This window comes from Priestia sp. ABM2_011 (genome assembly GCF_056158845.1).
Genome location: NZ_JBSWUB010000001.1, coordinates 3,377,015 through 3,400,231 on the forward strand (window position 1 = coordinate 3,377,015; position 23,217 = coordinate 3,400,231).

General features: G+C 38.8%; 24 protein-coding genes and 1 pseudogene. 8 read left to right on the forward strand and 17 right to left on the reverse strand.

Annotated features, from left to right (window positions below):
• Nucleotides 1–216 precede the first annotated feature (216 nt).
• Nucleotides 217–1,059: a sulfurtransferase gene (locus tag ACXAE4_RS18165; RefSeq protein ID WP_257041601.1), complete on the forward strand. Its 843-nt coding sequence runs from the start codon at nucleotides 217–219 to the stop codon at nucleotides 1,057–1,059.
• A gap of 75 nt (nucleotides 1,060–1,134) precedes the next feature.
• On the opposite strand, the gene ACXAE4_RS18170 is transcribed toward ACXAE4_RS18165, so the two are convergent.
• The 4 genes from ACXAE4_RS18170 to ACXAE4_RS18185 all read right to left on the reverse strand — a co-directional run bounded on the left by ACXAE4_RS18170 (nucleotide 1,135) and on the right by ACXAE4_RS18185 (nucleotide 3,434).
• Nucleotides 1,135–1,779, reverse strand: a complete 645-nt coding sequence (locus ACXAE4_RS18170) for a FusB/FusC family EF-G-binding protein (RefSeq protein ID WP_257041602.1) — start codon at nucleotides 1,777–1,779, stop codon at nucleotides 1,135–1,137.
• 135 nt (nucleotides 1,780–1,914) lie between these two features.
• Nucleotides 1,915–2,193, reverse strand: a complete 279-nt coding sequence (locus ACXAE4_RS18175) for a CD3324 family protein (protein ID WP_289578959.1) — start codon at nucleotides 2,191–2,193, stop codon at nucleotides 1,915–1,917.
• 366 nt (nucleotides 2,194–2,559) lie between these two features.
• On the reverse strand, nucleotides 2,560–2,688 hold the full coding sequence (locus ACXAE4_RS18180; RefSeq protein ID WP_013056674.1) for a YuzL family protein: 129 nt from the start codon (nucleotides 2,686–2,688) through the stop codon (nucleotides 2,560–2,562).
• A gap of 65 nt (nucleotides 2,689–2,753) precedes the next feature.
• The gene (locus ACXAE4_RS18185) at nucleotides 2,754–3,434 is read right to left on the reverse strand and encodes a class I SAM-dependent methyltransferase (RefSeq protein ID WP_028413664.1); all 681 of its coding nucleotides are present in this window, start codon (nucleotides 3,432–3,434) and stop codon (nucleotides 2,754–2,756) included.
• A gap of 104 nt (nucleotides 3,435–3,538) precedes the next feature.
• Between ACXAE4_RS18185 and ACXAE4_RS18190 the strand changes: the two genes are divergently transcribed.
• Both ACXAE4_RS18190 and ACXAE4_RS18195 read left to right on the forward strand, forming a co-directional pair.
• Nucleotides 3,539–3,763 (forward strand): DUF3892 domain-containing protein, encoded by a 225-nt coding sequence (locus tag ACXAE4_RS18190; protein WP_013056672.1) that lies wholly within the window; start codon nucleotides 3,539–3,541, stop codon nucleotides 3,761–3,763.
• Between the two features lie 12 nt (nucleotides 3,764–3,775).
• A complete protein-coding gene (locus ACXAE4_RS18195; protein ID WP_013056671.1) occupies nucleotides 3,776–3,922 on the forward strand; it encodes a hypothetical protein in 147 nt (48 codons plus the stop codon).
• 303 nt (nucleotides 3,923–4,225) lie between these two features.
• Here ACXAE4_RS18195 and ACXAE4_RS18200 read toward each other — a convergent pair whose 3' ends face one another.
• From ACXAE4_RS18200 to ACXAE4_RS18210, 3 genes are all read right to left on the reverse strand, one after another.
• Nucleotides 4,226–5,101, reverse strand: coding sequence for a helix-turn-helix domain-containing protein (locus ACXAE4_RS18200; RefSeq protein WP_014460489.1), 876 nt, complete (start codon nucleotides 5,099–5,101; stop codon nucleotides 4,226–4,228).
• Nucleotides 5,102–5,349: 248 nt separating this feature from the next.
• Nucleotides 5,350–6,441, reverse strand: a complete 1,092-nt coding sequence (gene ribD / locus ACXAE4_RS18205) for a bifunctional diaminohydroxyphosphoribosylaminopyrimidine deaminase/5-amino-6-(5-phosphoribosylamino)uracil reductase RibD (RefSeq protein ID WP_033578754.1) — start codon at nucleotides 6,439–6,441, stop codon at nucleotides 5,350–5,352.
• A complete protein-coding gene (locus ACXAE4_RS18210; protein WP_033578753.1) occupies nucleotides 6,438–7,181 on the reverse strand; it encodes a GTP cyclohydrolase II in 744 nt (247 codons plus the stop codon). Before ACXAE4_RS18210 ends, ribD begins: the two co-directional genes overlap by 4 nt.
• A gap of 362 nt (nucleotides 7,182–7,543) precedes the next feature.
• Here ACXAE4_RS18210 and ACXAE4_RS18215 point away from each other — a divergent pair, with 362 nt between their 5' ends.
• The gene (locus tag ACXAE4_RS18215; RefSeq protein ID WP_014460492.1) at nucleotides 7,544–7,867 is read left to right on the forward strand and encodes a winged helix-turn-helix transcriptional regulator; all 324 of its coding nucleotides are present in this window, start codon (nucleotides 7,544–7,546) and stop codon (nucleotides 7,865–7,867) included.
• A gap of 118 nt (nucleotides 7,868–7,985) precedes the next feature.
• On the opposite strand, the gene ACXAE4_RS18220 is transcribed toward ACXAE4_RS18215, so the two are convergent.
• From ACXAE4_RS18220 to ACXAE4_RS18235, 4 genes and pseudogenes are all read right to left on the reverse strand, one after another.
• Nucleotides 7,986–9,197: an MFS transporter gene (locus ACXAE4_RS18220; protein ID WP_028413667.1), complete on the reverse strand. Its 1,212-nt coding sequence runs from the start codon at nucleotides 9,195–9,197 to the stop codon at nucleotides 7,986–7,988.
• A 273-nt stretch (nucleotides 9,198–9,470) separates the two neighbouring features.
• Entirely contained in the window at nucleotides 9,471–10,526 is a 1,056-nt protein-coding gene (locus tag ACXAE4_RS18225) for a tartrate dehydrogenase (RefSeq protein ID WP_098112512.1), read from the reverse strand.
• A 149-nt stretch (nucleotides 10,527–10,675) separates the two neighbouring features.
• A pseudogene (zwf, locus tag ACXAE4_RS18230) lies at nucleotides 10,676–12,261 on the reverse strand (glucose-6-phosphate dehydrogenase).
• A gap of 38 nt (nucleotides 12,262–12,299) precedes the next feature.
• Nucleotides 12,300–13,211 carry an AEC family transporter gene (locus ACXAE4_RS18235; protein ID WP_033578749.1) on the reverse strand — a complete coding sequence of 304 codons (912 nt, stop codon included), beginning with the start codon at nucleotides 13,209–13,211 and terminating at the stop codon, nucleotides 12,300–12,302.
• A gap of 256 nt (nucleotides 13,212–13,467) precedes the next feature.
• Between ACXAE4_RS18235 and ACXAE4_RS18240 the strand changes: the two genes are divergently transcribed.
• Nucleotides 13,468–14,985 carry an alpha/beta hydrolase gene (locus ACXAE4_RS18240; protein WP_098626763.1) on the forward strand — a complete coding sequence of 506 codons (1,518 nt, stop codon included), beginning with the start codon at nucleotides 13,468–13,470 and terminating at the stop codon, nucleotides 14,983–14,985.
• A gap of 23 nt (nucleotides 14,986–15,008) precedes the next feature.
• Here ACXAE4_RS18240 and ACXAE4_RS18245 read toward each other — a convergent pair whose 3' ends face one another.
• Nucleotides 15,009–15,158, reverse strand: a complete 150-nt coding sequence (locus tag ACXAE4_RS18245) for a hypothetical protein (RefSeq protein ID WP_176344178.1) — start codon at nucleotides 15,156–15,158, stop codon at nucleotides 15,009–15,011.
• Nucleotides 15,159–15,277: 119 nt separating this feature from the next.
• Nucleotides 15,278–15,967: a DUF421 domain-containing protein gene (locus ACXAE4_RS18250; RefSeq protein ID WP_228123063.1), complete on the reverse strand. Its 690-nt coding sequence runs from the start codon at nucleotides 15,965–15,967 to the stop codon at nucleotides 15,278–15,280.
• 136 nt (nucleotides 15,968–16,103) lie between these two features.
• Here ACXAE4_RS18250 and ACXAE4_RS18255 point away from each other — a divergent pair, with 136 nt between their 5' ends.
• Nucleotides 16,104–16,733 carry an NUDIX hydrolase gene (locus ACXAE4_RS18255; protein ID WP_033578747.1) on the forward strand — a complete coding sequence of 210 codons (630 nt, stop codon included), beginning with the start codon at nucleotides 16,104–16,106 and terminating at the stop codon, nucleotides 16,731–16,733.
• A 4-nt stretch (nucleotides 16,734–16,737) separates the two neighbouring features.
• On the opposite strand, the gene ACXAE4_RS18260 is transcribed toward ACXAE4_RS18255, so the two are convergent.
• From ACXAE4_RS18260 to ACXAE4_RS18275, 4 genes are all read right to left on the reverse strand, one after another.
• Entirely contained in the window at nucleotides 16,738–17,136 is a 399-nt protein-coding gene (locus ACXAE4_RS18260; RefSeq protein WP_098626762.1) for a PaaI family thioesterase, read from the reverse strand.
• A gap of 117 nt (nucleotides 17,137–17,253) precedes the next feature.
• The gene (locus ACXAE4_RS18265; RefSeq protein WP_289578875.1) at nucleotides 17,254–19,407 is read right to left on the reverse strand and encodes a DNA topoisomerase III; all 2,154 of its coding nucleotides are present in this window, start codon (nucleotides 19,405–19,407) and stop codon (nucleotides 17,254–17,256) included.
• Nucleotides 19,408–19,673: 266 nt separating this feature from the next.
• On the reverse strand, nucleotides 19,674–20,972 hold the full coding sequence (locus ACXAE4_RS18270; RefSeq protein WP_289578874.1) for an arsenic transporter: 1,299 nt from the start codon (nucleotides 20,970–20,972) through the stop codon (nucleotides 19,674–19,676).
• A gap of 15 nt (nucleotides 20,973–20,987) precedes the next feature.
• Nucleotides 20,988–21,338 (reverse strand): ArsR/SmtB family transcription factor, encoded by a 351-nt coding sequence (locus ACXAE4_RS18275; RefSeq protein WP_033578743.1) that lies wholly within the window; start codon nucleotides 21,336–21,338, stop codon nucleotides 20,988–20,990.
• Nucleotides 21,339–21,629: 291 nt separating this feature from the next.
• Between ACXAE4_RS18275 and ACXAE4_RS18280 the strand changes: the two genes are divergently transcribed.
• Nucleotides 21,630–22,316 carry a hypothetical protein gene (locus ACXAE4_RS18280; protein ID WP_475236564.1) on the forward strand — a complete coding sequence of 229 codons (687 nt, stop codon included), beginning with the start codon at nucleotides 21,630–21,632 and terminating at the stop codon, nucleotides 22,314–22,316.
• A gap of 72 nt (nucleotides 22,317–22,388) precedes the next feature.
• Nucleotides 22,389–23,090 (forward strand): hypothetical protein, encoded by a 702-nt coding sequence (locus tag ACXAE4_RS18285; protein ID WP_289578871.1) that lies wholly within the window; start codon nucleotides 22,389–22,391, stop codon nucleotides 23,088–23,090.
• Nucleotides 23,091–23,217: the final 127 nt, after the last annotated feature.

A 23,217-nucleotide genomic window follows, 5' to 3' on the forward strand; every position in this document is an offset into this window, starting at 1 on the left:
TATGACCTTACGGTGAGCATTTGGCTTATACTATGTAACTCTTACTATAACTGTAGCACAGGAGCATTTCACTCTGCATCAGATAAGCGCTAAAATGGTCAATTATTCTATGGGGAATAATTGAAGGAAAGCAGCATACCTTTGCCGTAATTTATATTTAAAGCTTTTCATTTTTATTTATTTCAACTAGAATTTTGGTAAAAGGATGTGAATGTTATGAACACTATTATTTCACCGGCTGACTTACATACTGCATTACAGCAACCCCAACACTCCATTGTGTTGCTTGACTGCCGATTTACCCTTGGAAAGCCTGAGGCAGGAGCAGATGCTTATCAAAATGAGCACCTCCCGGATGCTCATTATTTGGATTTAGAAAAAGATTTGTCCTCTGTGGCTACTTCTCACGGAGGCAGACACCCGCTGCCCGATGTTCAAAAGCTCGCTCAGAAGCTCGGCAGCTTAGGAATTAATGCTGATTCCAGAGTCGTCGTTTATGATGAACAAAACGGAATGATGGCTTCAAGAGCATGGTGGCTACTGCGATATATAGGAATTGAATACGTACAAATTTTAAATGGAGGTTTTAATAACTGGAAACAATCGGGATATGAAACAACTAAGAGCGTTCCAGCATCTTCTCCTCAAACTTTTGTACCTTTCGTTCAACAAGATTGGGGAGTTGCAGGAGTTGAATACGTAAAAGAAAACCTTCATAATCCTAATGTTGTTCTTGTCGACTCTCGTGAAAAAAAGAGATATCTCGGCTTAGAAGAACCCATTGATTTTGTAGCAGGACATATTCCAGGCGCCATTCATTCTTTTTGGCAAGATGTGTTAACTTCAGAAGGTTTATGGAAAACAGATAAAGAGTGGAAAGAGATGTTTTCAGCTATTGATTCTCACGCTGAAATCATTGTATACTGCGGATCGGGTGTATCTGCTTGCCCTAACGTTTTAGCTTTAAAATCAGCCGGTTTTCCAAATGTAAAATTATATGCCGGCAGCTGGAGCGATTGGATTAGCTATCGTGACAATCCAATCGAGAAAAACAGATAGATAAAGAAGGCTCAGTCTCACCAAAAGTATAGAGACTGAACCTTCTTTTTTTGTATTCTTCTTATTAGCCTCATGTTATTTACTAAGCCTTAACATAAAATCATGAAGCCGCTCTAAGGTAAGCAAGTTTTGATTACACGCTTCGCTATCTTGACAAATATAATTTCCTCGTTGGGTAAATGTTCCTTGAACAGTTCCTTTGATTTCAGCAGTGAACATACCGACTTCTTCGTAGCTGTGACAAAGTGTGCATATTCCCTTCTGGTTGATAGGTTTAAACGTTCCTTGAATACCTTTTAGCTTCTGAGTATAGAGATCCTGCGCTACGATAAACTTTTTGTTTGAGCCTTTATCGACCCAGCTAACATATGAAATGCTCCCTAAATCAATGTTATCAACTGAAGGAATCTTTAACTTTTTCACTTTCGGAAACAATTTTTTCACGCCAGCTTCTGTAAACGATTTAAATGGAATCACGTAAGGCTTTATCGTTTCTAAAAACACTTCTGCTTGTTCTTTATTTCTAACTTCAGCAACCGGTAGCAATAACTCTTCCTGTTCCTCGGTAAGAACTTCAAACGCGTTTAATACTTTTTCTTTTGCAAGAGCTTTTAAAGCCTGCAGCACATCGGAATTGTTCACTGTTCCATACCCATTGATAAGAATTTGCGTTTGGCTTTTGATAAAGTTATATTGATCATTTCTTATAAACGCTTCCACGTTCTTCACTCCTTCTTCAGGTAATCAGCTACTTTTTACTTTACCGTATGGATTCCTTTTACGAAATGTAAAAAATAAATCAGAAATAAACTATACCTAAAAAAGCGCGGGCATTCAGTCGCCCGCGCTTGATTTTTACCGTTGCTTTTTATATACAATTTTTTTGATGGTTTCGGTTGATAAGAAATATTCACGGGCTAGCTCCTCGATTGAAGCTCCTTTTTTGAACAACGTCTTAATCTGTTCGTTTCGCTCGTCAATCAACTTTCTTCCACCAGAGCAAGTTCCCCATTTTCTTTTTGCCTTCTGCGGCTTTGGAATATAAATGGTTTCTCCTTGAATGTATTTTTGAATTTCACTAATCAACTCTTCAGGTAAAATATTTGTTGCTTTTACATACGTCATTTCTGCCAGCTCCTTATGTGATTTTGCTTATACAATAAGGGGCAAAGCCGTATATATTAGAAATGAGATATGCTCGGTTAGGCGATGTCTATTACTAAACCGTCCACCCCATGCAAAGTATCGCCTCTCTAATATCAGGCTTTGCATGAGACGCTGCAGTATCCGGTAAATATCTTTTATTCACCATTTATTACACCTCCGCTTTACATCGAATGGAAACCAAGCTTGTAGAAAATTACAATTATTGGCTCAGATTTTATTATAAGCTATCTGCAATCTTGCAGACAATACCTTCTTACTTATAAAGATGACACCGTAAATAAAACGAACTTGCAGGGAGCTCGTTGTTCTCCCTGCAAGTTCGTTTTATTTTTGTTATGAACGCTTCTGCTTTTTGTTAGCTGAACTGCTTTGAACACCTTGTTCAGAAGTGGTCGTCCCTTGTCCTTCTACATTTGGTGAACCTAGCTCTGATTTTGAGCGGTCTTTTTTAATTTTACTCATGTCACTCACCTCCAGTTTGTAGTGTACCCTTTGTACAGCTACATATAAGGAGACGCGTGCTGTTTTTATTGTTTCTTGAGCATAAATAGCCATAGAAACGTTAAGGCTTGCTTTAATTCATTTGGGAGCTGTCCAATCAGCTTATCAGTAACATTTCGCTTATATACACCTTCGCCATCGATTACTTCCCAACCATTTTCTTTTGCAAGCTGTTCAAACTCCCACGGCATCATCGTATTGCAAATAACGTCTTCCCCATATAGCCTTTGATAACTGTTGGTACGAGGCTGAGCAGTTGGCCCAAGAATACCTACGCATGCATATCCTCCTGGTTTTACAACTCGGTACAATTCCTTCAAAGCTAATCGAGGATGCTCAGTCCATTCTAACGCATTGATTACCATAACCCCTTCTACTGATTCAGAAGACAGCGGGAGCTTCATAATATCAGCTTGAGCGAACGACAAATTTTCACTTTTATGCAGCTGCGATGCTTTTTGAATCATTTCTTCCGATAAATCAAGACCGATTGTTTTGTATCCAGAAGCAGCTAGAAGAGATGTCCCAAACCCATCACCGCAGCCCACGTCTGCCACTATACCCCCTGATTTAAGATGTTTTTGAACAAATGGAATCACTGTTTTCCGACTTCCGTTTTTCCACATTTCTTCACTTCGGCTATTCCAAAATGATACTTTTTGGTTCCACTCGTCTTGAGCTTGATCATGCCAATTAAATGTTGTCATTTTTTATCCCCTTTGCACTCTTTTCTTTACCTTATCACTTTTTATAATGAATAAAAACGACTATTTCAGCAACCATATAGATGTAAAGGAAGGTGTTTATTTGTATGAAAGAACGTTTCGTTGCAGTACGTAAAAATGCAGACGGTGACCTCTTAGAATTCCAAACGGCTTCAGGAGACGTTTTAACCTATGAAGAAGCGTTAAAGAAAGTAGAAGCTGGGGACGTTGAGCATGTGAGTACCTTTGTAGGGAAAGACGGCGGTACGTATATTCGCAGCATTCCTGACCATGACAAAACAAATAATCTCGATGCATTGCCATCGTTTTAAAGGAGAATGGATATGACAAAAAAGAATAACAAAGGAAGCGCTAATCAAAGTAATCCAAAAACGCAGCACCACCTTGTTGAAATGGGTGAAGAAATTTCAAGCGGGGATAATTCAAAGGGAAACAAACGCAACAAAGATCAGTCTAGTAAAACACAATAAAAAAAGCCGTGCTTTTTAGCACGGCTTTTTTTATTAATGTTGGCTTGGAAGACCTAATGTTGAAAAATCTCCTGTTGCTACGCTTGTTCCAACTGAAGCAACACCTGCTACTAATGTAAACGCTAATGCCATACCGACTAATACTTTTTTCATAATTATTTCCTCCTCTTTCTTTGATTTGACTCTAGTGTATCACAGGATAAAAGTAGATGAATTCCTTTCTATCAGCATTTATCACCTTAAAACCATGGATTTCCTCCATTTTGATAGAAATTTCTCAAAAATTATAATGATAGGAATATTTTAAACAAATAGAGCTTCAAGTTCTTTTTCTACTAGCTTGACGAATCGCTCGTTTCGCTGCAAGGTGAAAATGGTCATAGACTTTTCCATATATTCTTTACCTTGTTCAATTTTACCTAATTTGATTAAGCTCTCTCCTGCTTGGTAATGAAGTTCTCCAAATAAATACATTGATTCATTACTAATGCACAAATCGATTCCTCGGTTGCTATATATCAATGATTCATCATAGTTACTCATATCTCCAAGCGTTTTGGCAAGTGCATTTAAAATTCTAATTTTTATATTTTCGTCTTTTGTTTGGGGCAGCTCATTTAAGCTTTTGAGTGCTGTTTGATATGTATCTAGAGCCTGTTCATACTCTTTCTCTTCATAAAGAATAATCCCAATGCTATTTAAAATTTCAATTTCTCTTTCTTTATAAAACGTTGCTGATTGCTTAGTAAGCTCGATCGCTTGGTACATTTTAGACAGCGCATCTTCTTTGTTGTGATGAATGTAATACACGCAAATACCTTCGTGCCACATTAAAAACTGCTTGTTCAGCGGATTTTGAAACAGGGGACTTTCTTTTTCTTTTACAATGATATTATGAATAGCATCATAATCTCTCTGACGAATATATTGACGAATTAACGATTGAACCGCATCTACGTAATCAAGTCGAGGTGATTCTACACTATCAAAAAAGTAGTTAACATCTACGCCAAGGCGCTTAGAAATTTTATAGAGGGTAATGCTTGATGGATATTCTTCACCATTTTCAATTTTGCTGATTTGCGCTTGTGTACAAATGTCTCTTGATAATTCTTGTTGTGTCAACCCTGCCATTTTGCGAAGGTCTCTCATAACACTCCCAATTCTATACTCTCTCATCTCTTTTCTCACCCTTACTTTCACATAATATATTCTCTCTATAAACATATAGTGCTTTTATTTAGATAGTCAACTGTAAACACGTTAAAAATTTATACACTGTTTCGAAATTGACCATTCCCTATAATAGCAAATTAATCTATAAGAGTAAAATAGTGTATTATTTTTCTTCTCTAAAAAATCCGAACGATAAATCGTTCGGATTTTCCTTCAACTAACATATTTTTGTTCCAGCCTCATTTACATTTTCATTTATAAACAGGATATCCAACAAATTTAAAGTCTTTACCAATTGAAGTAACAGAAAGACGCTCCACGTCCACTGCATCCCACATCTTTTCTACGCCTTTTCCTTCTAGAAAAGTAGGAGCTTCTTTTCCTCCTGAAAGCTTTGGAGCCATATACAGCACCAATTTATCAATTAAACGATTTTCTAGAAATGCGGCATTCACTTCGCCGCCTCCTTCAATTAAAAGAGACGACACAAATTTCTCACCTAGTATAGAAAGCATATCTTCAAGATTTACTTTGTCCTCACCGCTTGTGACAAATACTTCGACGCCTTGTTTCTCAAGCTGTTCTTTTTTTTCTTTTGAATAGCCCTGACTTGTAAATACCCATGTTGGGGCTAAAGAATCCGTTGCTAGCTTGGAATCAAGGGGCATACGCAACTTCGAATCCATCACAATACGAATCGGGCTTCGGCCGCCTTCGATGCGAGTTGTCAGCTCGGGGTTGTCCTTAATGACCGTGTTCACCCCTACTAAGATACCCGCCGTTTCATGACGAAGCTGATGTACATCCAAACGAGCTGCCTCAGACGTAATCCACTTGCTGTGAGAAAAAGCAGTAGCTATTTTACCGTCTAACGTAATCGCTGACTTTAACGAAACAAACGGCTTCTTCGTTACAATATACTTATTGAAGACTTCGTTCATTTGACGTGACTCTTCTTCACATACACCTGTTATGACCTCAATGCCTGCTTTTTCTAAAATTTCAACTCCATTACCTGCTACTAAAGGGTTGGGGTCTAAAGTTGCTATGACCACTTTTTTTACACCGGCTTCAACCAGCGCTTCAGCACAAGGACCTGTACGTCCGTGGTGTGAACAAGGCTCTAGCGTTACATAAGCAGTCGCTCCTTGTGCTTGTTCGCCAGCCATTCGCAGCGCATGAATTTCAGCGTGAGGCTCTCCCGCTTTTAAATGCGTACCGATTCCAACGATTCGATTATCGTTTACAATGACAGATCCTACAAGCGGATTTGGATCTGTTTGTCCTTTTGTTGCTTTTGCGTTTTGTAAAGCTATATTCATATAAAATTCGTGATTAATCAAAGAAGAACCTCCTCTTTTAAGTGTCCTGAACGTTTAACTTTGGTGTCTAGATACTTTTCATTAAACTGAGATACATCTCCCCAAAGTGGAACGCGCCCTGATAAAAGTGCACCGTTTTTCTCAAGTGCGATTAGCTTTTTCGGATTATTCGTAATCAGCGTAACAGGTTTTTGACGCAGCACTTTTAACACACTGATGGCCTCGCTATAGCTGCGAGTATCATCTTCAAATCCTAACCCTTCATTCGCCTCTACCGTATCAAATCCGTTTTCTTGAAGAACGTATGCCATTGCTTTGCTGAATAGGCCAATGCCGCGTCCTTCATGATTTGCTAAATAAAATAGCGCTCCGCTTCCATTTTCGACAATCATTTTCATCGATTGTTTTAATTGAAAACCACAGTCGCAGCGTTTGCTTCCGAATATGTCTCCCGTATGGCAGATACTGTGCATACGAATGAGTGCCTCATGCGATTCTTGAAAATCTCCGTACACAAGAACACTCGATTGCTGCATGTCAGCTAAATTAGCTCCTTGCATTTTTTCAATAAGCTCTTCCGTACTTAAAGATCCTTCTTTTACATTATCAGAACGCAACCATGAATACCAACTAAATACTTGTGTCTCTCCATCTAGATTCACCGGAAGCGTGATAGGTCCTACTATATAAATAAAATGATCATCATTTTTTACTACATTAATTTTATCTTTTAAAATTGAAACAACTTTTTCGTTAATCACAGTCATTTCCTCCTCTTATGTGTCTTTCACTTATCTACTCTTTTCACATTGTGCTCAATCTCTCACATGAACAAATATTTTTTCTAGCACTTCACTACATTTATCTTTTTTAATTGATGTATTAGCTTACTAAAAGTAAGTAACTTTACTTGCTTAAAGTATTATATGACGATACATTTATCTTGTAAAGCTTTTATGTTCTCTTTGTTACTTTTAGTAATTAACTTCTTTAATTATATAAATTATATAATTAAAATATAAAAACGTAAAGTAATTTATGTTCTTTAAGTAATTAAATTACACAACACTAGATAAAATGCTGACTTTGTTTTATAATATAGGAAGAGAATGGAGGTAATAACATGGACGGTTTAGCACTCTGCCCGCGTTTTGAAAAGGCTGTTACTATACTAACGAAACGTTGGACGAGTTTGATCATTTTTCAGCTACTTTCCGGCTCACAGCGGTTTTCTCAAATGCAAGAAGCACTTCCAGTAAGCGGAAGGCTCTTATCCGAGCGCTTAAAAGAATTAGAGCATGAAGGAATCGTCATTCGTACGGTTATTCCGGAAACTCCTGTTCGAATCGAGTATTCGCTATCCGACAAAGGATTAGCACTGGCGCCGGTAATTCAGGAAATTCAGACATGGTCCAGTGAGTGGATTACAAAAGAAGAAGTGGAATAAAAGAAATCTCTAAAGAAATCAGGAAGGCTTCAATATCGATGTGCTCACAGCCGTTTTCTTTAGAGCTCCATAAATAAAAAAGGCATGCTCCCCTTGAGCACGCCTTTTTTTATTTATATTATTTTCCTAATGATTCATTTTGAGAAATAATACGCTGTTTCTGGCTTTTTCGGCCGTGCAATACAAGGTATACTGCTATAGCTAAAAGAGCAACAATGGAACAGAATACATACATTCCTTTATATCCGGCTGCTGTAGATAAAATACCTAATAAAAAGGACCCTAACCCCATTCCAGAGTCAAAAAACACAAAAAACGTAGCCGTGGCGACACCTCGGCGATGAGGAGAAGCTTTTTTTACAGCAATGGATTGAAAACTTGATGTAATCGTTCCAAATCCTAATCCAATCAATGCTCCAGCTAATAAAAACACCCAGCTTGTTGTCGCTTGGCTAAGCAAAAAGATACCGATAGCTAGAGATAAAATGGACGGATATACCACGCTGTTTTCTCCGTATTGATCAAACCATTTTCCAGTAAAAGGTCTAGAAGCTAATAAGCACACCGCGTATACAACAAAGAAAAAGCTTGAAGCTTGCGTAAAGCCCATTTCTTTTGCATACATAGACACAAACGAAATAACACTTGCATATGAAAAAGCTACCACAAGGCCAGCAACAGAAATAGGCAGCGAACGGTATTCAAAAAACGCCGCAAGACCTTTAGCTGGCTGTATTTTATTTGTTGCAGAAGAAGCTGGCTCCACCTCAGGTACACGAAGTACTAAACTGCATAATGCTGCTAAAACAGAAGATACAATCGCAACGGTAAAGACCGCTGTATGACCCAAAGTATTTGTTAACGTTAAGCCTACAAACGGACCCACTACCATCGCTAAATTCATGAACGTCGCATAGTATCCCATCCCTTCTCCTTTTCTCTGTTCAGGGATTACATTTGCAACAATTGCTCCTGTAGCAGTTGTGCTCATTCCAAAACCAATACCATGAAGCACACGCAGCAGCAGCAGCGCTGATAATGAGTGGATATTCATATATAAAATAGAACCAATTAAAAAGATGAACACACCTATTAATAGGACTTTCTTTTGTCCTAATGTTGTCATCCACTTACCGGCTAGCGGTCTGAACACAATGCCGGAGACTAAAAAAATTGTCACAATTAACCCTAAGCTTTGCTTACTTGCATGAAGTTCATCCGTTGCAAACAGCGGCAATGTGACAGTTAACATATAAAAAATGACAAAAACAAAAAAGCTAGTCAGTGAGACCGCTAAAAAATCTTTTGTCCATAATTTCGATTTCTGCATGATTTTCCTCCTTTTATCTTTTCATTCGTACCTATTTATTAAAACAAACTAAAGCATAGTCCATAAATAATATGTATACGAATTATCTCAACTCAAACTATTATAGGGTTCATATATGTAAGTGTCAACATGTATTTATCGATTTCATTTTTCTATAGAAACAAATCGATAAATGAAACCTACATTCACCATCACAATGAAAAAATCCGAACGATTAATCGTTCGGATTTCCCTTCAACTACATTACTTTTATCCCAGCCTCTTTTAGAAGCGTCACTTTTTTAAATGAGAAATAATTTGATCCGTTACTTCACTAGTAGTTGCGCTGCCTCCAACATCTGGTGTAATGATACCCGATTCCGTCACTTGCTCAATAACCTCTAACAAATGACTGCCTAATTCTTGTTCACCGAAATGATCCAACATCATTTTAGCCGTCCAAATCTGTCCGATTGGATTTGCAATTCCTTTTCCGACAATATCAGGAGCAGACCCGTGCACCGGTTCAAACATCGAAGGATATTTTCCGTTCACATTAATATTTGCAGCAGGAGCAACGCCAATACTCCCCATAATAGCAGCTCCAATATCTGTTAAAATATCTCCAAATAAATTGCTTGCCACAATGACATCAAAACGACTTGGATTTGTTACGAAGAAAGCCGCCAGCGCATCGATGTGCTGGGAATCTGTTTCAATATGAGGATAACTCTTTGCAACATCTTGAAACACTTCGTCCCAAAACGGCATGGAATGAACAATTCCGTTTGACTTCGTGGCGCTTGTAACTTTGGCTTTTCTTTTAGAAGCTAATTCAAAGGCATAGCGCATCGCTCGTTCTGTTCCTTTTCGAGAAAAAACCGCATTTTGAATCGAAATTTGATCTTCTCCTTGATATATCCGGCCTCCTACTTCACTGTATTCCCCTTCACTATTTTCACGAACAACAATTAAATCAAAGTCTTTTGGGTTCGTTAGTGGAGATGCGATGCCTTTTAGCCTCTTGGCCGGACGAATATTAATTACCTGCTGAAATTCTCGACGAATCTTAATAAGCAGACCCCATAGCGACACGTGGTCTGGCACAAGATTTAAATTTCCTACGGCTCCTAAAAAAATTCCGTCAAAGTCTTGAAGCTGCTGTAGCCCATCTTCCGGCATCATTTGTCCGTACTTCAAATAATAATCACAGCTCCAAGGAAATTCTGTAAATTCAAATTTTAATTCCCCGTGAAGCTCTGCAATCGTATGAAGAACTCTAACTGCCTCTGGAACAACTTCTTTCCCTACTCCATCTCCTGGTATATTCGCTATTTTTAACGTTTTCATCAAAAGTCCCCCTGCGTCTTTTTATATAGATCTATACACAATACCTCATGGATTATACTCTTTTGATTATACGCAGGGAAAATAATCACCTCAAGAAAATTCAGAATATACAAACCGTGAAAAAGACATCCCTCAAAGAGATGTCTTTTTCAAATCGGCAAAAACACTCCAGGTGCTTCCCCATGTTCATCGTCATCGAGCCACCATTTAAAGCCTTCCTGTGCAACTAATTTTTGTGCTTCTTCAGGGCCTTGTGAACCAGATGGATATTCATAAAGCGGCAGCATATCAGCTTCAAATGCATCTAATACTGGCTGTACCCACTGCCAAGATAGCTCTACTTCTTTCCAATGGGCAAAAAATGTGGAGTCGCCGATTAATGCGTCGTAAATAATTCGTTCATATGCCTCCGGCACACTTTCTTCTTCTCTTGAAAACGTAATACGAACCGGCTCAATCACACCATTTTTTAATGGATTTTTGCTATTAAGCTGCAAAGCGACGTTTTCGCTTGGGCTAATTTCAATAATAAATAAGTTTGGCGCTACTTTATCATAAGGAGTTTCATACAGACCTTTTAACGAATCTTTAAATTCAATGACGATACGAGTTGATTTTTCTTTCATTCGTTTACCCGTTCGAATATAAAAAGGAACACCTTTCCAAAATGGATTATCAATCCATAAGCGAGCGGCTACAAACGTGTCATTTTTAGAGTTTGCTTCTACGCCGGGCTCTTCTTTGTATCCTTTAACAGATTTGTGATCAATTTCTCCGCTTCCGTATTGTCCTCGTACAACATCGCGAGCTACTTCTTGTGCTGGAATTTTCCTCAGTGACTCCATTACTTTTTGCTTTTCTTCTAAAATGTTTTCTGAGCAAATTCGTTTTGGAAGATGCATGGCTGTCATCATGAGAACCTGCAGCATATGATTTTGAATCATGTCGCGTATGGCTCCCGTATGATCATAATACCCTGCACGATTTTCAACACCGACTGTTTCACTTGCTGTAATTTGGACATTCGCAATGTGTTTGTTATTCCACAATGATTGCAGTACAGGGTTCGTAAATTCAAGCGCTTCTAAATTTTGTACCATCGGTTTACCTAAATAATGATCAATTCGATAAATTTCTTCTTCTTTAAACGTACTGCTTAGCTTTTCATTAAGCTTTCTTGCTGAAGCAAGATCATGTCCAAACGGCTTCTCAATCATAAGACGCTTCCAGCCTCCGGTTTGATCCAAGCCGCTTTTTTTATATGCAGCGCAATTACATCGAAGTATTCTGGTGCTACAGACAAATAAAACAAACGATTTCCTTTACTTCTATGAGTTGTTTCTTGCTCATTCACAAGATTTAGCAGCTGTTTGTAATCTTCTGTTTTGCTTGCGTCTACTGCTTGGTAATGAAACAGCGACAAAAAATCTTCCTCGTTACTTTCCATTTTCCGTCTCGAAAAATCGTTTATAGATTGCTTTACACGCTCTTTAAAATCCTCATGAGATAGCTGCTCGTACCCTGATCCAATAATAGAAATAGCATCAGGGAGCTTTTTGTCTGTAAATAAATTATAAAGAGCAGGAAAGATTTTTCTTTTTGCTAAATCACCCGTTGCGCCAAATAAAACAAAAGTTAAGGACTCCACGTTTTTTCCTCCCGTCAGGTTGTATGTATGATGGATTTTCTCTTCTCCTAGCTTACCTCTGTTTATTTGGGAATATCCTTTTTTCATCAAAAAGGACGCTCACAAGTGCGAGCGTCCTTTGTTATTCACATTAAAATATTTGTCATTCCCCACAGCAGCAAAAAGCTCAGCAAAATCGTCATATTTGAAACGGTCCCGACAAATTTCTGATCGTATTTGAATTCTACTGCGTAAGGTAAAACGGATCCCGCTACGGGTAGAATGAAACAAACTAAAATTGTATACCGGAACATATCTTCAAATGGAAGCAAGAAAAACAGCGCAATTCCTACGCCAAGTCCGATCACATAGCGAATGCTTAAAAACATGATAATTTTTTTTAAGTAGCTTTTTTGGAACGAAAAATTTAAATATACGCCTAAAAGCAAAAGAGAAAGCGGCATATTCGCTTTAGAGATAATACCTGAGACGTCTAAAATATATGATGGTAAATGAAGGCCTATAATCGCAAGAAGACAAATGATTACATAGGTCAGAAGCGGCATCGATTTTAATACTTTGTATAAAATCTTTTTAAATTCAATATCAATATCGTCCCCTGAATAGTAGCTGCCAATTACATAGCATAAAACAAAAATAACAAAAGCATTTCCGACATCAAACATACCAAAGTATTTAAGCCCTTCTTTTCCCCAAATGCCTTCCACTAATGGATAGGCAAACATTCCAATATTAAACCCTGGAATCATCATCGTCAGCATGCCTTTCACCTTTCGCTCATCTTTTCGAAAAACAAAAATTCCGACTGCAGCTAACAGCAAGCCATAGACAATCCCAATAACTAATAGTAAAATAAGCGATCCATCAATTTTAATACTGCTGAATGTAACAATAATCAAGCAAGGCATTGTAATATTAAAAATAATTCTTGCTAAAGCTTCCCCGTCTTTTTGCTGAAGGAGGTTTGTTCGTTTTAGTATGTATCCTAATAGAATAATTGTAATGGAATACAAAAACTGACTGTTAAAGCTACTCATAGACCTACTCCCTTACCTTCTTTTATACTTATTTAATCGATTGTTTTACCCTGTCTTTTTTAATCCTTGTTTCATTATAATATAAGCAGCCTAAAAAGAAACTAGAGAATTGGATGCAGTTTACCTATTTGTCAGACAAAAACAGCTTAGAAACAAACGCAAAAACTTTTTTCTAAATTGATTTTAAAACAGGACATTTTTCTTTTTTATGGAATTTACTTAAAAGGTATGAGTATTTTCATGAGGAGGAAGAAACGTGAAACGAAAAATGATAGCGCTTACTTTTTCTGCTGCTCTTTGTTTTTCCGCTTCAGGATCTCTTGCTGAAGCTGCTAACAAAACAGATGTCATTCCAAATGCTGATCAATCAGCAGAAACCTATTTTGACGGAGCGAACGGGAATTGGCTGACGACTAAAAACCCCGCTCAATATCAGCTGGCTACGCTCTATGGAAACATCGGGCTTACTCCTTATAACTGGGGAAAAGCTGAAGATGAATCAGGCTGGTATCGAATCAATCAGCCCGCTGCGGTTAAAGGAACGCAAGTAAATGGAATTTTTGAAGACGCTCAGTTCGTCATCCGGGTTCCTGATAACTGGAATGGAAAACTTGTGGTAGCCGGCATTCCTGCTACGCGCAACGAAACGTCCACCGATTTATTATTCAGCGATTACGTTCTTAAAAAAGGCTATGCGTTTGCCGCGATTGATAAAGGAACGCAAGGAGAAAGTGACCCTACCGATCCTTTTGCTAAAGTAAAAAATGCGCTTGCTAACGATGACGACAGCGTAGCAGAATGGAATATGCGCTATCGTCAAATGACAAAAGCAGCTCAGCAATACTTGACTACTCATTACTCAGACAAACTAATCAATCCGGCTAATCGAAAAAACCCTGCAAGCGATTTGATTCGAAACGATCATAAAGTACCCACGTATGCAATTGGCATTTCAAACGGCGGATACGTTGTCAGATACGCACTTGAACACGACGATCCAAAACAAACCAAAGAGCCTCGTTTATTTGATGGAGGCGTCGATTGGGAAGGCGTATTGTGGAGTGCAAAAGCGCCAAATTTAATCAGCTCACTAACACCAGTTGTAAACAACGCGGAAGAAGCGCTGTACGGAACGGGAAAAGAGCAGAAAAAAGCTATTAAACAAATGTATAAAGCCGGCCTTCCCAAAGGATCAGAAAAACTGTGGAATTACCATGATCAAGTGTACTGGGCGGTTACTTTAAACATTTACCGTGACCATTTTGATCCGACAGCTCCAGGAAGAACAAACTGGCACAACTATTTAAACTTTACTTCATCAGGCCTGCGCGACCGTTCATGGGATTATATCTTTGAAAATTATCGCTATCAAACCCGTCCAAAAAGCGTAAAAGAAAATGTAGCAAAAGTAGAAAATACGGGCGATATCGATGTGCCTCTTATCAGTATGACTGGCTCTCTCGATTCACTTATCTTCCCGTCTATTCACGCCGAAGGCTATGAAAAACTCGTTAAAAAAGCTGGCAAGGCAAATCTTCATCGCCTTTATACTGTGAAAAACGGAAATCACGTTGATAGCTTAGTGTGGAATAAACAAACGGATCCAAATCAAGAGCTTCAGCCCCTGCTCCCATATGCTCATCAATCTTTTGATTTGTTAGTAGACTGGGTAGAAAATAAAAAAGCAGCGCCTGCAAGTAAAGATATTAAAGCACCAAAAGACAGCCTTAAAGTCATCGACATAAAATCTGGACGAGAAGTAGATCCCCGCTGAGGCTGAGACATAACGAAATGAATTCAGCCTAAAGGCGAACAAATGAGATACATGAGCTGGACTGCTTGTGACACCGAAGTTGATTTCCGTGCAAGGCTTCGCTTTCCGCGGGCGGCCGCTGAGCCTCCTCGTCCGCTTTTTCCGCAGGAGTCTTCACCTTGCCCTCCAATCAACTGCTAGAGGGAACGAAACAGATAAAACGATATGTACCATCACAGAAAAACGAACCACTAATCAACATGTCGATTAGTGGTTCGTTTTTCACTTGGGCTAAAATACGTTTGTCCTAGCCTCAGTCTTCATAATAATCAAGATACAGATGACCCGCTGAGTCTGCTTGCCCTAGAAATACTTTGTCGACTGCAGCACCTTTCTCTTTGAGCTGTTCTTTAACCCACGCTACGCTATACCCCAGCTCATGAACCGCTTCTTTCATTATATTTCCATCCATGATAATCGTTTGAGGTAATCTTGTATGTTCTTCTTTCAGTACTAAATCTTCACGCGTAACGTTCTGCTTTTCTTTTTTTAACAGCACGCTTAATTCGCCGTTTGTTTCGAGCATGGCAAAAGCTACGTCTTCCACATAAAAGATGTCTTTTTTCCGAAGCTGTTCCATGAGCTCATCTACGGTATATTTTTCTTTTTTTACATTTTCCTCAAGGATTTTTCCTTCTTTAATGAGGATCGTCGTCGTCCCTTCCACCGCTTTTCGAAAGCTAATACTTTTTAACGATACGTTTGAGACAAAAATAAGAAACGATGCCCACACTAAAATCGCGACTACCCCATGACTTGCCTGTAAATCTACGTCCATTGAAATGGTTCCCGCAATATCTCCAATCGTAATGCCAACGATATATTCAAAAAAAGAAAGTTTGGATAACTGTTTTTTTCCTAACAGCTTTGTAATAAAAAACAAGCCAAGTAAAATCAGCACTGAACGAAGTACTACTTCCATCCAATGATTCAACGCATGCACCTTCTTTACTAAAATTGATGTATCTTTTATTTTGTGCATATTTGTATGTATCAAAGCAGATTTTCATCTTCCATTATTTACATACCTTTCACGGCAGGTTAGAGTAGAAAGAAGTAGGAAACAAATTGGGGGACTTATGATGAACGATGAAGTGTTAACCATATTTAACAACCAACAGCAGCGCATAGGAACAGCGTCTCGCAAAGAAGTTCATGAAAAAGGCTATTGGCACGAAGCGTTTCACTGCTGGTTTGTCAGCCGCGAAAATGATATAGACTATATTTATTTCCAAATTCGCAGCGAGCAAAAGCAAGATTACCCCGGTGCACTCGATATCACAGCTGCCGGACATTTGCTTCATACAGAAACCGCTGAGGACGGTGTAAGAGAAATTCACGAAGAGCTCGGCGTCAACATTTCATTTGATGAATTGCTTCCTTTAGATGTCTTTAAATACGAAGTATCTCAGCCGCACTATGTTGATAAAGAATTTGCACATGTATTTTTATACTACAGCTCTCACCCTCTTAGTGCGTTTACGTTGCAGCAAGAAGAAGTATCAGGCCTTGTAAAAGCTCCGTTTTCTCACTTTTGCGAACTGTGGCTTGGAAATCAAACAGAACTGATCATTGAAGGGATAACAAATGAAAAAGAGCCAATTCACCGTACAGCACATAAAAGTGAATTTGCTCCCCATCCCAAAGCTTACTATAAAACAATTATTGCATGTATTAGTCAGCAGCTGAATTCAGCAGAAAAAGCTTAGAATCCTAAGCTTTTTTTGCTGAAAAAATCATATATGTTGCACTGCCAAGCGCAACAAGCTTGCCGCTGCTGTCTTCAATTTTCACTTCTCCAACAGCAAGCGTTTTGCCGCGGTGAGACAATGTAGACTTTGCAACTAAATATTCGCCTATACCCGGCCTTGTGTAATTTACTTTTAACTCAACTGTACTGGCACTTTCCTCCTCAGAAAGAGAAGAACGCACAGCCGAACCAACAGCCGCGTCGATAAGCGTGGCAATAACGCCTCCATGAACCGTTCCTCTTCCTTGCAGAAGCTGTGGTTGAATCGTAATTTTCAACTCTGCATATCCTTTTTCAAGCAGCGTTTCTTCAATGCCAATATAATCCCAAAACGGAATCATCCCTTTACTCGTTCGTTTCATTAATCTCATCCTTTACATAAATAAGCTATGTAGGAAATTCTAGAAAGGCTGGAAAACTCCTGTTTTTACATACAAAAAGCGCCTGCTCTTTATCTTTAGCAAGCGCTTTTTATTTCTCTACTTTTCAAATAAAAACTGCACTTTGTTTTCTTTCCATTCTAACTTCGCATTAAAGGTCTTATCACCTTTTTTAAAGCCTTCAATCAAGTCTGTCTGCCCTTCGCTTAACAGTTTTTTTAAATTAGCTTGAGTAACTGTTTTACCTAAAATCTTTTTCGATACGGTAAATGTACATTTTGTTTTTGCATAGTTTGAGCATCCGTAAAATGAACCTTTATCGACTACTTTTCCGTCGCAAAGCTTACATGGACCAAACGATTTAGAAGAAAAACTTTTACCTTTTCCCTTGCCTTTTCGCTGAATGGATTCAGTGTCGTATCCGCTGAAATTCCACTTGCTTTCTGCTTCGACAGCGTCTTCGATAATTTTAGCTGAAAGTTTCTTTGTTTGTTCCATAAAAGTAGCGGCCGATGCTGCTCCTTGCCCAATTTCAGCTAGACGCTGCTCCCACTTAGCCGTCATTTCTGGTGAAGCTAAAATTTTATCTCCAATCGCGTCAATCAATACCTTTCCTTTATCAGTCGCAAACACTTGGTTTTTTTTCACATCAATATATTTACGATCTTTAAGCATTGTAATGATTCCAGCACGCGTTGCTTCCGTCCCTAACCCTTCTGATTTTGCTAAAATTTTCTCCAGCTCATCGTTATCTAAATGCTTACCCGCTGTCTTCATCAGTGTAATCAACTGACCTTCGGTGTAGCGTTTTGGAGGCTGTGTTTTGCCTTCTTTTACGTCTACTTTAATAACTTTTCCTTCTTCGCCTTCTTGAACATTAGGAAGAATAACGTCGTCATCTTTCTCATTTTGAAAAATTACTTTGCGCCAGCCTTCTTGAATTTGCTGCTTTCCTTTTGAAATAAAAGCTGCTCGCTTTTCCACAAGTGTCGTAATCGTTGTGTAGTCGAAAATCGCTTTTTCGTAGTGTGCCGCAATTAGCCGTCTTACGACTAAGTCGTAAATTTTCTGTTCATCTCCTGACAGTTTACTAGGGTCCTTCACTTGTTCCGTCGGAATAATCGCATAGTGATCGCTTACTTTTTTTGCATTTACATAGCGTTTATTTCCTAGAATTGAAGAGTAAGGAAGCGGAAATAAATGTTCGTATTCAGAAAAAGCACTCAGCTTTTCTAAAATCTCAGGAAACGTTTCTGCTTCACCTTCTGTTACGTAGTTTGAGTCTGATCTCGGATAAGAAACAATTCCCTTCTGGTACAGCCCTTGCAGCACATCAAGCGTCTTTTTAGGAGAAAACTTAAACGCTTTATTCGCGGTTGCTTGAAGTGACGATAGGTTAAATAACAAAGGCGGCTGGAACTCTTTTCGCTCCGTTACGAGTTCATGAACTTCCGCGTCTTTGCCTTCGCAAAACTGAGCAATTTTATACGCCATTTCTTTTTCTTTAAGACGCGACTCTCCGTCTTGATGCCATTTGCCTTCATACTTCTTTCCTTCAATATCAAACTTAGCAAGCACTTCCCAAAAAGGCTCTGATTTAAAATTATCAATTTCTTTTTCACGCTTTACAATCAAAGCAAGCGTTGGTGTCTGCACGCGTCCTGCTGAAAAAACATCTGACATGCCATGCTTTTTTAACAAGATGCTATACACGCGTGAAGCATTCATCCCAACGACCCAATCCGCACATGCTCTTGTATATGCTTCATAATAAAGGTTGCGCGTGTCGCTTTCGTCTTTTAACTGTTGAAATCCATCATAAATGGCTTTTGGTGTTAAAGAAGAAATCCACAACCGTTTCATCGGCTTATGCACACCTGAGAGCTGGATGATATTACGGACGATTAATTCTCCTTCCCGCCCCGCATCTCCCGCATGTATAATTTCTGTGACCGTCGGCTTTTTAAGCAGCTTTTTTACCACTTGAAACTGCTTCGCTTTTGAGCGCGTCACTTCATATTGAAAACGGTCTGGAATCATCGGCAGCGTGTCAATTGACCACTTTTTCCACTCCGGCTTATAATCTTCCGGACTTACAAGCTGACATAAATGCCCCACTGCCCACGTTACATATGCTCCGTCTGTAAACACTTCATTCGGTGGAATCTCTAAATAACCGTCGTGACGCTTCGGCTTAAACTGTGAAGCGAGCGTCGATCCTTGATCCGGCTTTTCTGCAATAATTAACTTCATGTATTTAATCACCTTACATTTCAAATTTCCATGTGAAACTTAGTCAGTTTTATTATTTTATCATAGAAAGAGCTGTTGGAGTATGACTGAGGAGAAAAGTAGCTTAGATGAGAAATACGTATCTCATTTTAAAAACGTGTCGCTCTCCGTTATACCTTTTCAAAAAAAAAAGCTGTAGATCATTTTCTACAGCTTCGATACACATCTGAATTTTTCTGGCAACAGCCATTATCATATCGACTAAAACAAATCTCCTTTAGCACGCGTTATGAAATAATCACCAACCAAATATACAAACCAACAAGCGTAATAAACAAGGTCGGAATCGTTAAAATAATACCCGTTTTAAGATACGTTCCCCAGGAAATTTTCACGCCTTTTGTTGACAGAACATGAAGCCATAAAAGCGTTGCTAGAGAACCAATCGGGGTAATTTTCGGACCTAAATCCGATCCAATGACGTTTGCATAAACGAGCGCTTCCTTGATTGTGCCAGCTGCGTGTGTTGCATCGATTGCTAGTGCATCAATCATAACGGTTGGCATATTGTTCATAATTGATGAAAGAATAGCCGCAGTGAATCCCATACCGATCGTTGCTGCAAACAGTCCATGGCTGGCTGTTGCTTGGATCACGTCAGCCAGAATTTCTGTTAAACCAGCATTACGCAAGCCGTATACAACGACATACATGCCGATAGAGAAAAAGACAATCGCCCATGGAGCTCCCTTTAGCACTTTTTTTGTATGAACCGCTCGGCTTTTTTTGGCCATCATCAAAAACAGAATAGCAATAATACCTGCGATGATTGAAACAGGGACGCTAAAGAATTCTCCAATTAAATAGCCTAGCACTAACAAAACTAAGACAATTCCAGATAGCCGGAACATCTTTTCATCTTTGATGGCATCCACTGGCTTCTGCAAATCTGCTACATTGTATTTCTTAGGAATTCTTTTGTGGAAATACAGATACAAGACCATAATACTTGCAAACAGAGAAACCAAATCTGGAACAATCATGCGTGATGCAAATTCAGAAAAGCTAATGCCAAAGAAGTCGGCTGATACGATATTCACTAAGTTACTAACAACAAGCGGCAGCGAAGTTGTATCCGCAATAAATCCACTTGCGATAATAAACGGAAAAACCATTTTATCGTCGAACTTTAATGCCCGAACCATGGCTAAAACAATGGGTGTTAAAATCAAAGCTGCTCCGTCATTAGCAAATAGCGCTGCTACAACGGCTCCAAGAAGAGACACGTAAACAAACATACGCACGCCGTTCCCTCCTGCAGCTCTAGCCATGTGAAGCGCTGCCCATTCAAAGAAACCAATTTCATCTAAAATTAAAGAAATAATAATAATAGCAATAAACGTAAGAGTCGCATTCCACACAATGCTGGTTACCTCAAGAACGTCTTGAAAATCAACAACGCCTGCCAGTAAAGCAAGGATAGCTCCCCCACAAGCCGACCAGCCGATTGATAAATTCTTCGGCTGCCAAATGACAAAAATTAGTGTTACTAAAAAAATCAATGATGCTAGTACAACCGATGCCACTGTTTAAACCTCCAATTATTCACAACAACTAATACGCAGTCCTTGTTTTTCTAGCTCTTTTAAACGTTCGTCCTGACTTGGTACAGATTCAAGTATACCTAGAACAAACTCATAGTACCGGCTTTCTTTATTAAGAGAATAAAAAACCCATTGCCCTTTTCTTCTTTCCTTCACAAGCTCAGCATCTCTTAATTTTCGCAAATGCTGACTAATTGAAGGTTGGCTAGCTTGATAGATATCCACGAACTCACACACACAACATTCATTGTTCTCTATTAATTTCACCATCGAAAGCCTTGTTTTATCTCCCAATAATTTTAAGATTTGAGCTGCCTTTTCAATACTATCTATAGATTTTGTACTCATTAATGAACACCTCCTACTCCCTTTCAGCTGATGTATAAATGGGCTTATGTATTAATGCTTCATTACTATAATTGATTTTTAACTGATTTACAATTTTTTAGTGAACTAAGAGTGATTTAGTAGTTGTTTAAGGATTGGATTTAAGAAATTATTTTTCCCTACTAATTTAAGTCAAATCTAGCATACGATACTATACGTATGTTTTCTCGTAAAAATGCTCCTAATGTCCTTGGACAAACATACATACTTATTTTGTCTATCTGAATAAAATATAGAGAAAAATAAGAAAGGATGATTACGATTAAAAAACATTATTCCTATTATAATCCGCAAGATGGTAAATATTATGTAGACAAGCCTTACTCTCTTAGAGACGATAAAGTATCTCCCTCTGCTGCCCCTAAAATCCCTTTAAAAAATACAGCCGACAGAGCTTATAAAATTCCTGTATTCCTCAGCCACCCTTCTATGCTTAATGCTACTCAAACAAGATTTCTTAATCGTTTAATTGATGAAATTGAACGTGCTCTTCTTTTCCCTCGTACACTGCCTGATACGGAGCAATATCCTAATAAAACGATTACAAGCGTTCGCCGAATGATCCTCTCTAGCTATGGATTGATTGCGGTGAATATGCAGCAAGTCTTCGCCAATTATACCATGACGAATATTCCCGGCGGTACACCTCCGCCACCATCATGGGAAGGTGCTCCATTTTTACAAATAGAGCCAAGCATGGGTTACCAACGAGGCCTGCCTTTACTTCTTATCAAAGAAGCAGGTGTCAATAGTATAGGCGTATGGAATCCATCAGTAGTTCCGTTCTTTATCATTGAATGGGATTCTTCAAGGCCGCTTGATGAGTTTTTTAACCGTGTTGAATGGAGAGAAATATTTCAAAACTGGGTAGCTCAAGTACGAAATGGCTATTTTATTCAAACACAGCCTTCCTATCGATATGGCCCGAATGATCTATAGAAATCACTTCAAACGAAGAGCACTTTCGAAAGCTATTTCTATAAAACAAGTTGGAATGCGAGGTGAATATAATTGACTTTAATTAATAGCGGGACATGCGTAGGAGTTCTATATCGAGCTAATGCCGGTGCCTCTTGCAGAAACGGGTACTGTGTTCATAATGGAAGATTAGTAGGGGGCGTCATAAGCTCAAATGCCGGTACCTTAACGGTTACAAGAAGCATCGATAACACAAAGTTACAGACTTATAACGGTATTCTACTTAGCCACCGAGCCGTAAACCGAACGACAGGGCAAGTCACGCAGCAATATTTGTATTTTAGAAAAAATCAATTGGAAAAAGTAGAAGTTACGCCTTATACACAATATAGTGACCCTAGTTGCCAAAGAGAAAATCATTACAACATTCCCAATGTTATCTACCCCGGTGAATGTGTAGGAATCAGATATCGGTCAGGAGATGAATGGCATATAGGAAACGGGCGATATCTATATTGGACAGGCCAAGTGAATCACTGTATATTTGATGAACGTCCGCAAAGTACAAATAGACAATTTTTACGTCAGATTTGGTACGTACACTGGATACTTGACCCAAAAAACGAACGAAATATTATACCTCAAAAGACCTCTCGAGGACGTGGATCTCCAAGAGGTGAACGTAGAATTTATGCTTTTAAGAATCTGCTTCCAGCTAACGGTGAGACGGTCCTTGTAAAAGCTGCTTCTCCTGTAAATTCTGCTTCTTGGCCTTTTCGTATTATCTATCAGTAAGAAAAACAGATTGTAATCCTTAATGCTATTACAACTCCCATCCTCCACCTATTTTCCTCTCAAAATCCTACAAATAGGCCGAGGTTAATTTGAACTGCCCCTCCAATGGTTAACCATTGGAGGGGCA

Excerpts from the sequence above, each read along its gene's own strand:
- ACXAE4_RS18165 (WP_257041601.1), top strand. The coding sequence starts at position 217 with ATGAACACTATTATTTCACCGGCTGACTTACATACTGCATTACAGCAA.
- ACXAE4_RS18180 (WP_013056674.1), bottom strand. The coding sequence starts at position 2,688 with ATGAGTAAAATTAAAAAAGACCGCTCAAAATCAGAGCTAGGTTCACCA.
- ACXAE4_RS18185 (WP_028413664.1), bottom strand. The coding sequence starts at position 3,434 with ATGACAACATTTAATTGGCATGATCAAGCTCAAGACGAGTGGAACCAA.
- ACXAE4_RS18190 (WP_013056672.1), top strand. The coding sequence starts at position 3,539 with ATGAAAGAACGTTTCGTTGCAGTACGTAAAAATGCAGACGGTGACCTC.
- ACXAE4_RS18195 (WP_013056671.1), top strand. The coding sequence starts at position 3,776 with ATGACAAAAAAGAATAACAAAGGAAGCGCTAATCAAAGTAATCCAAAA.
- ACXAE4_RS18200 (WP_014460489.1), bottom strand. The coding sequence starts at position 5,101 with ATGAGAGAGTATAGAATTGGGAGTGTTATGAGAGACCTTCGCAAAATG.
- ACXAE4_RS18215 (WP_014460492.1), top strand. The coding sequence starts at position 7,544 with ATGGACGGTTTAGCACTCTGCCCGCGTTTTGAAAAGGCTGTTACTATA.
- ACXAE4_RS18220 (WP_028413667.1), bottom strand. The coding sequence starts at position 9,197 with ATGCAGAAATCGAAATTATGGACAAAAGATTTTTTAGCGGTCTCACTG.
- ACXAE4_RS18225 (WP_098112512.1), bottom strand. The coding sequence starts at position 10,526 with ATGAAAACGTTAAAAATAGCGAATATACCAGGAGATGGAGTAGGGAAA.
- ACXAE4_RS18235 (WP_033578749.1), bottom strand. The coding sequence starts at position 13,211 with ATGAGTAGCTTTAACAGTCAGTTTTTGTATTCCATTACAATTATTCTA.
- ACXAE4_RS18255 (WP_033578747.1), top strand. The coding sequence starts at position 16,104 with ATGATGAACGATGAAGTGTTAACCATATTTAACAACCAACAGCAGCGC.
- ACXAE4_RS18260 (WP_098626762.1), bottom strand. The coding sequence starts at position 17,136 with ATGAAACGAACGAGTAAAGGGATGATTCCGTTTTGGGATTATATTGGC.
- ACXAE4_RS18265 (WP_289578875.1), bottom strand. The coding sequence starts at position 19,407 with ATGAAGTTAATTATTGCAGAAAAGCCGGATCAAGGATCGACGCTCGCT.
- ACXAE4_RS18275 (WP_033578743.1), bottom strand. The coding sequence starts at position 21,338 with ATGAGTACAAAATCTATAGATAGTATTGAAAAGGCAGCTCAAATCTTA.
- ACXAE4_RS18280 (WP_475236564.1), top strand. The coding sequence starts at position 21,630 with ATGATTACGATTAAAAAACATTATTCCTATTATAATCCGCAAGATGGT.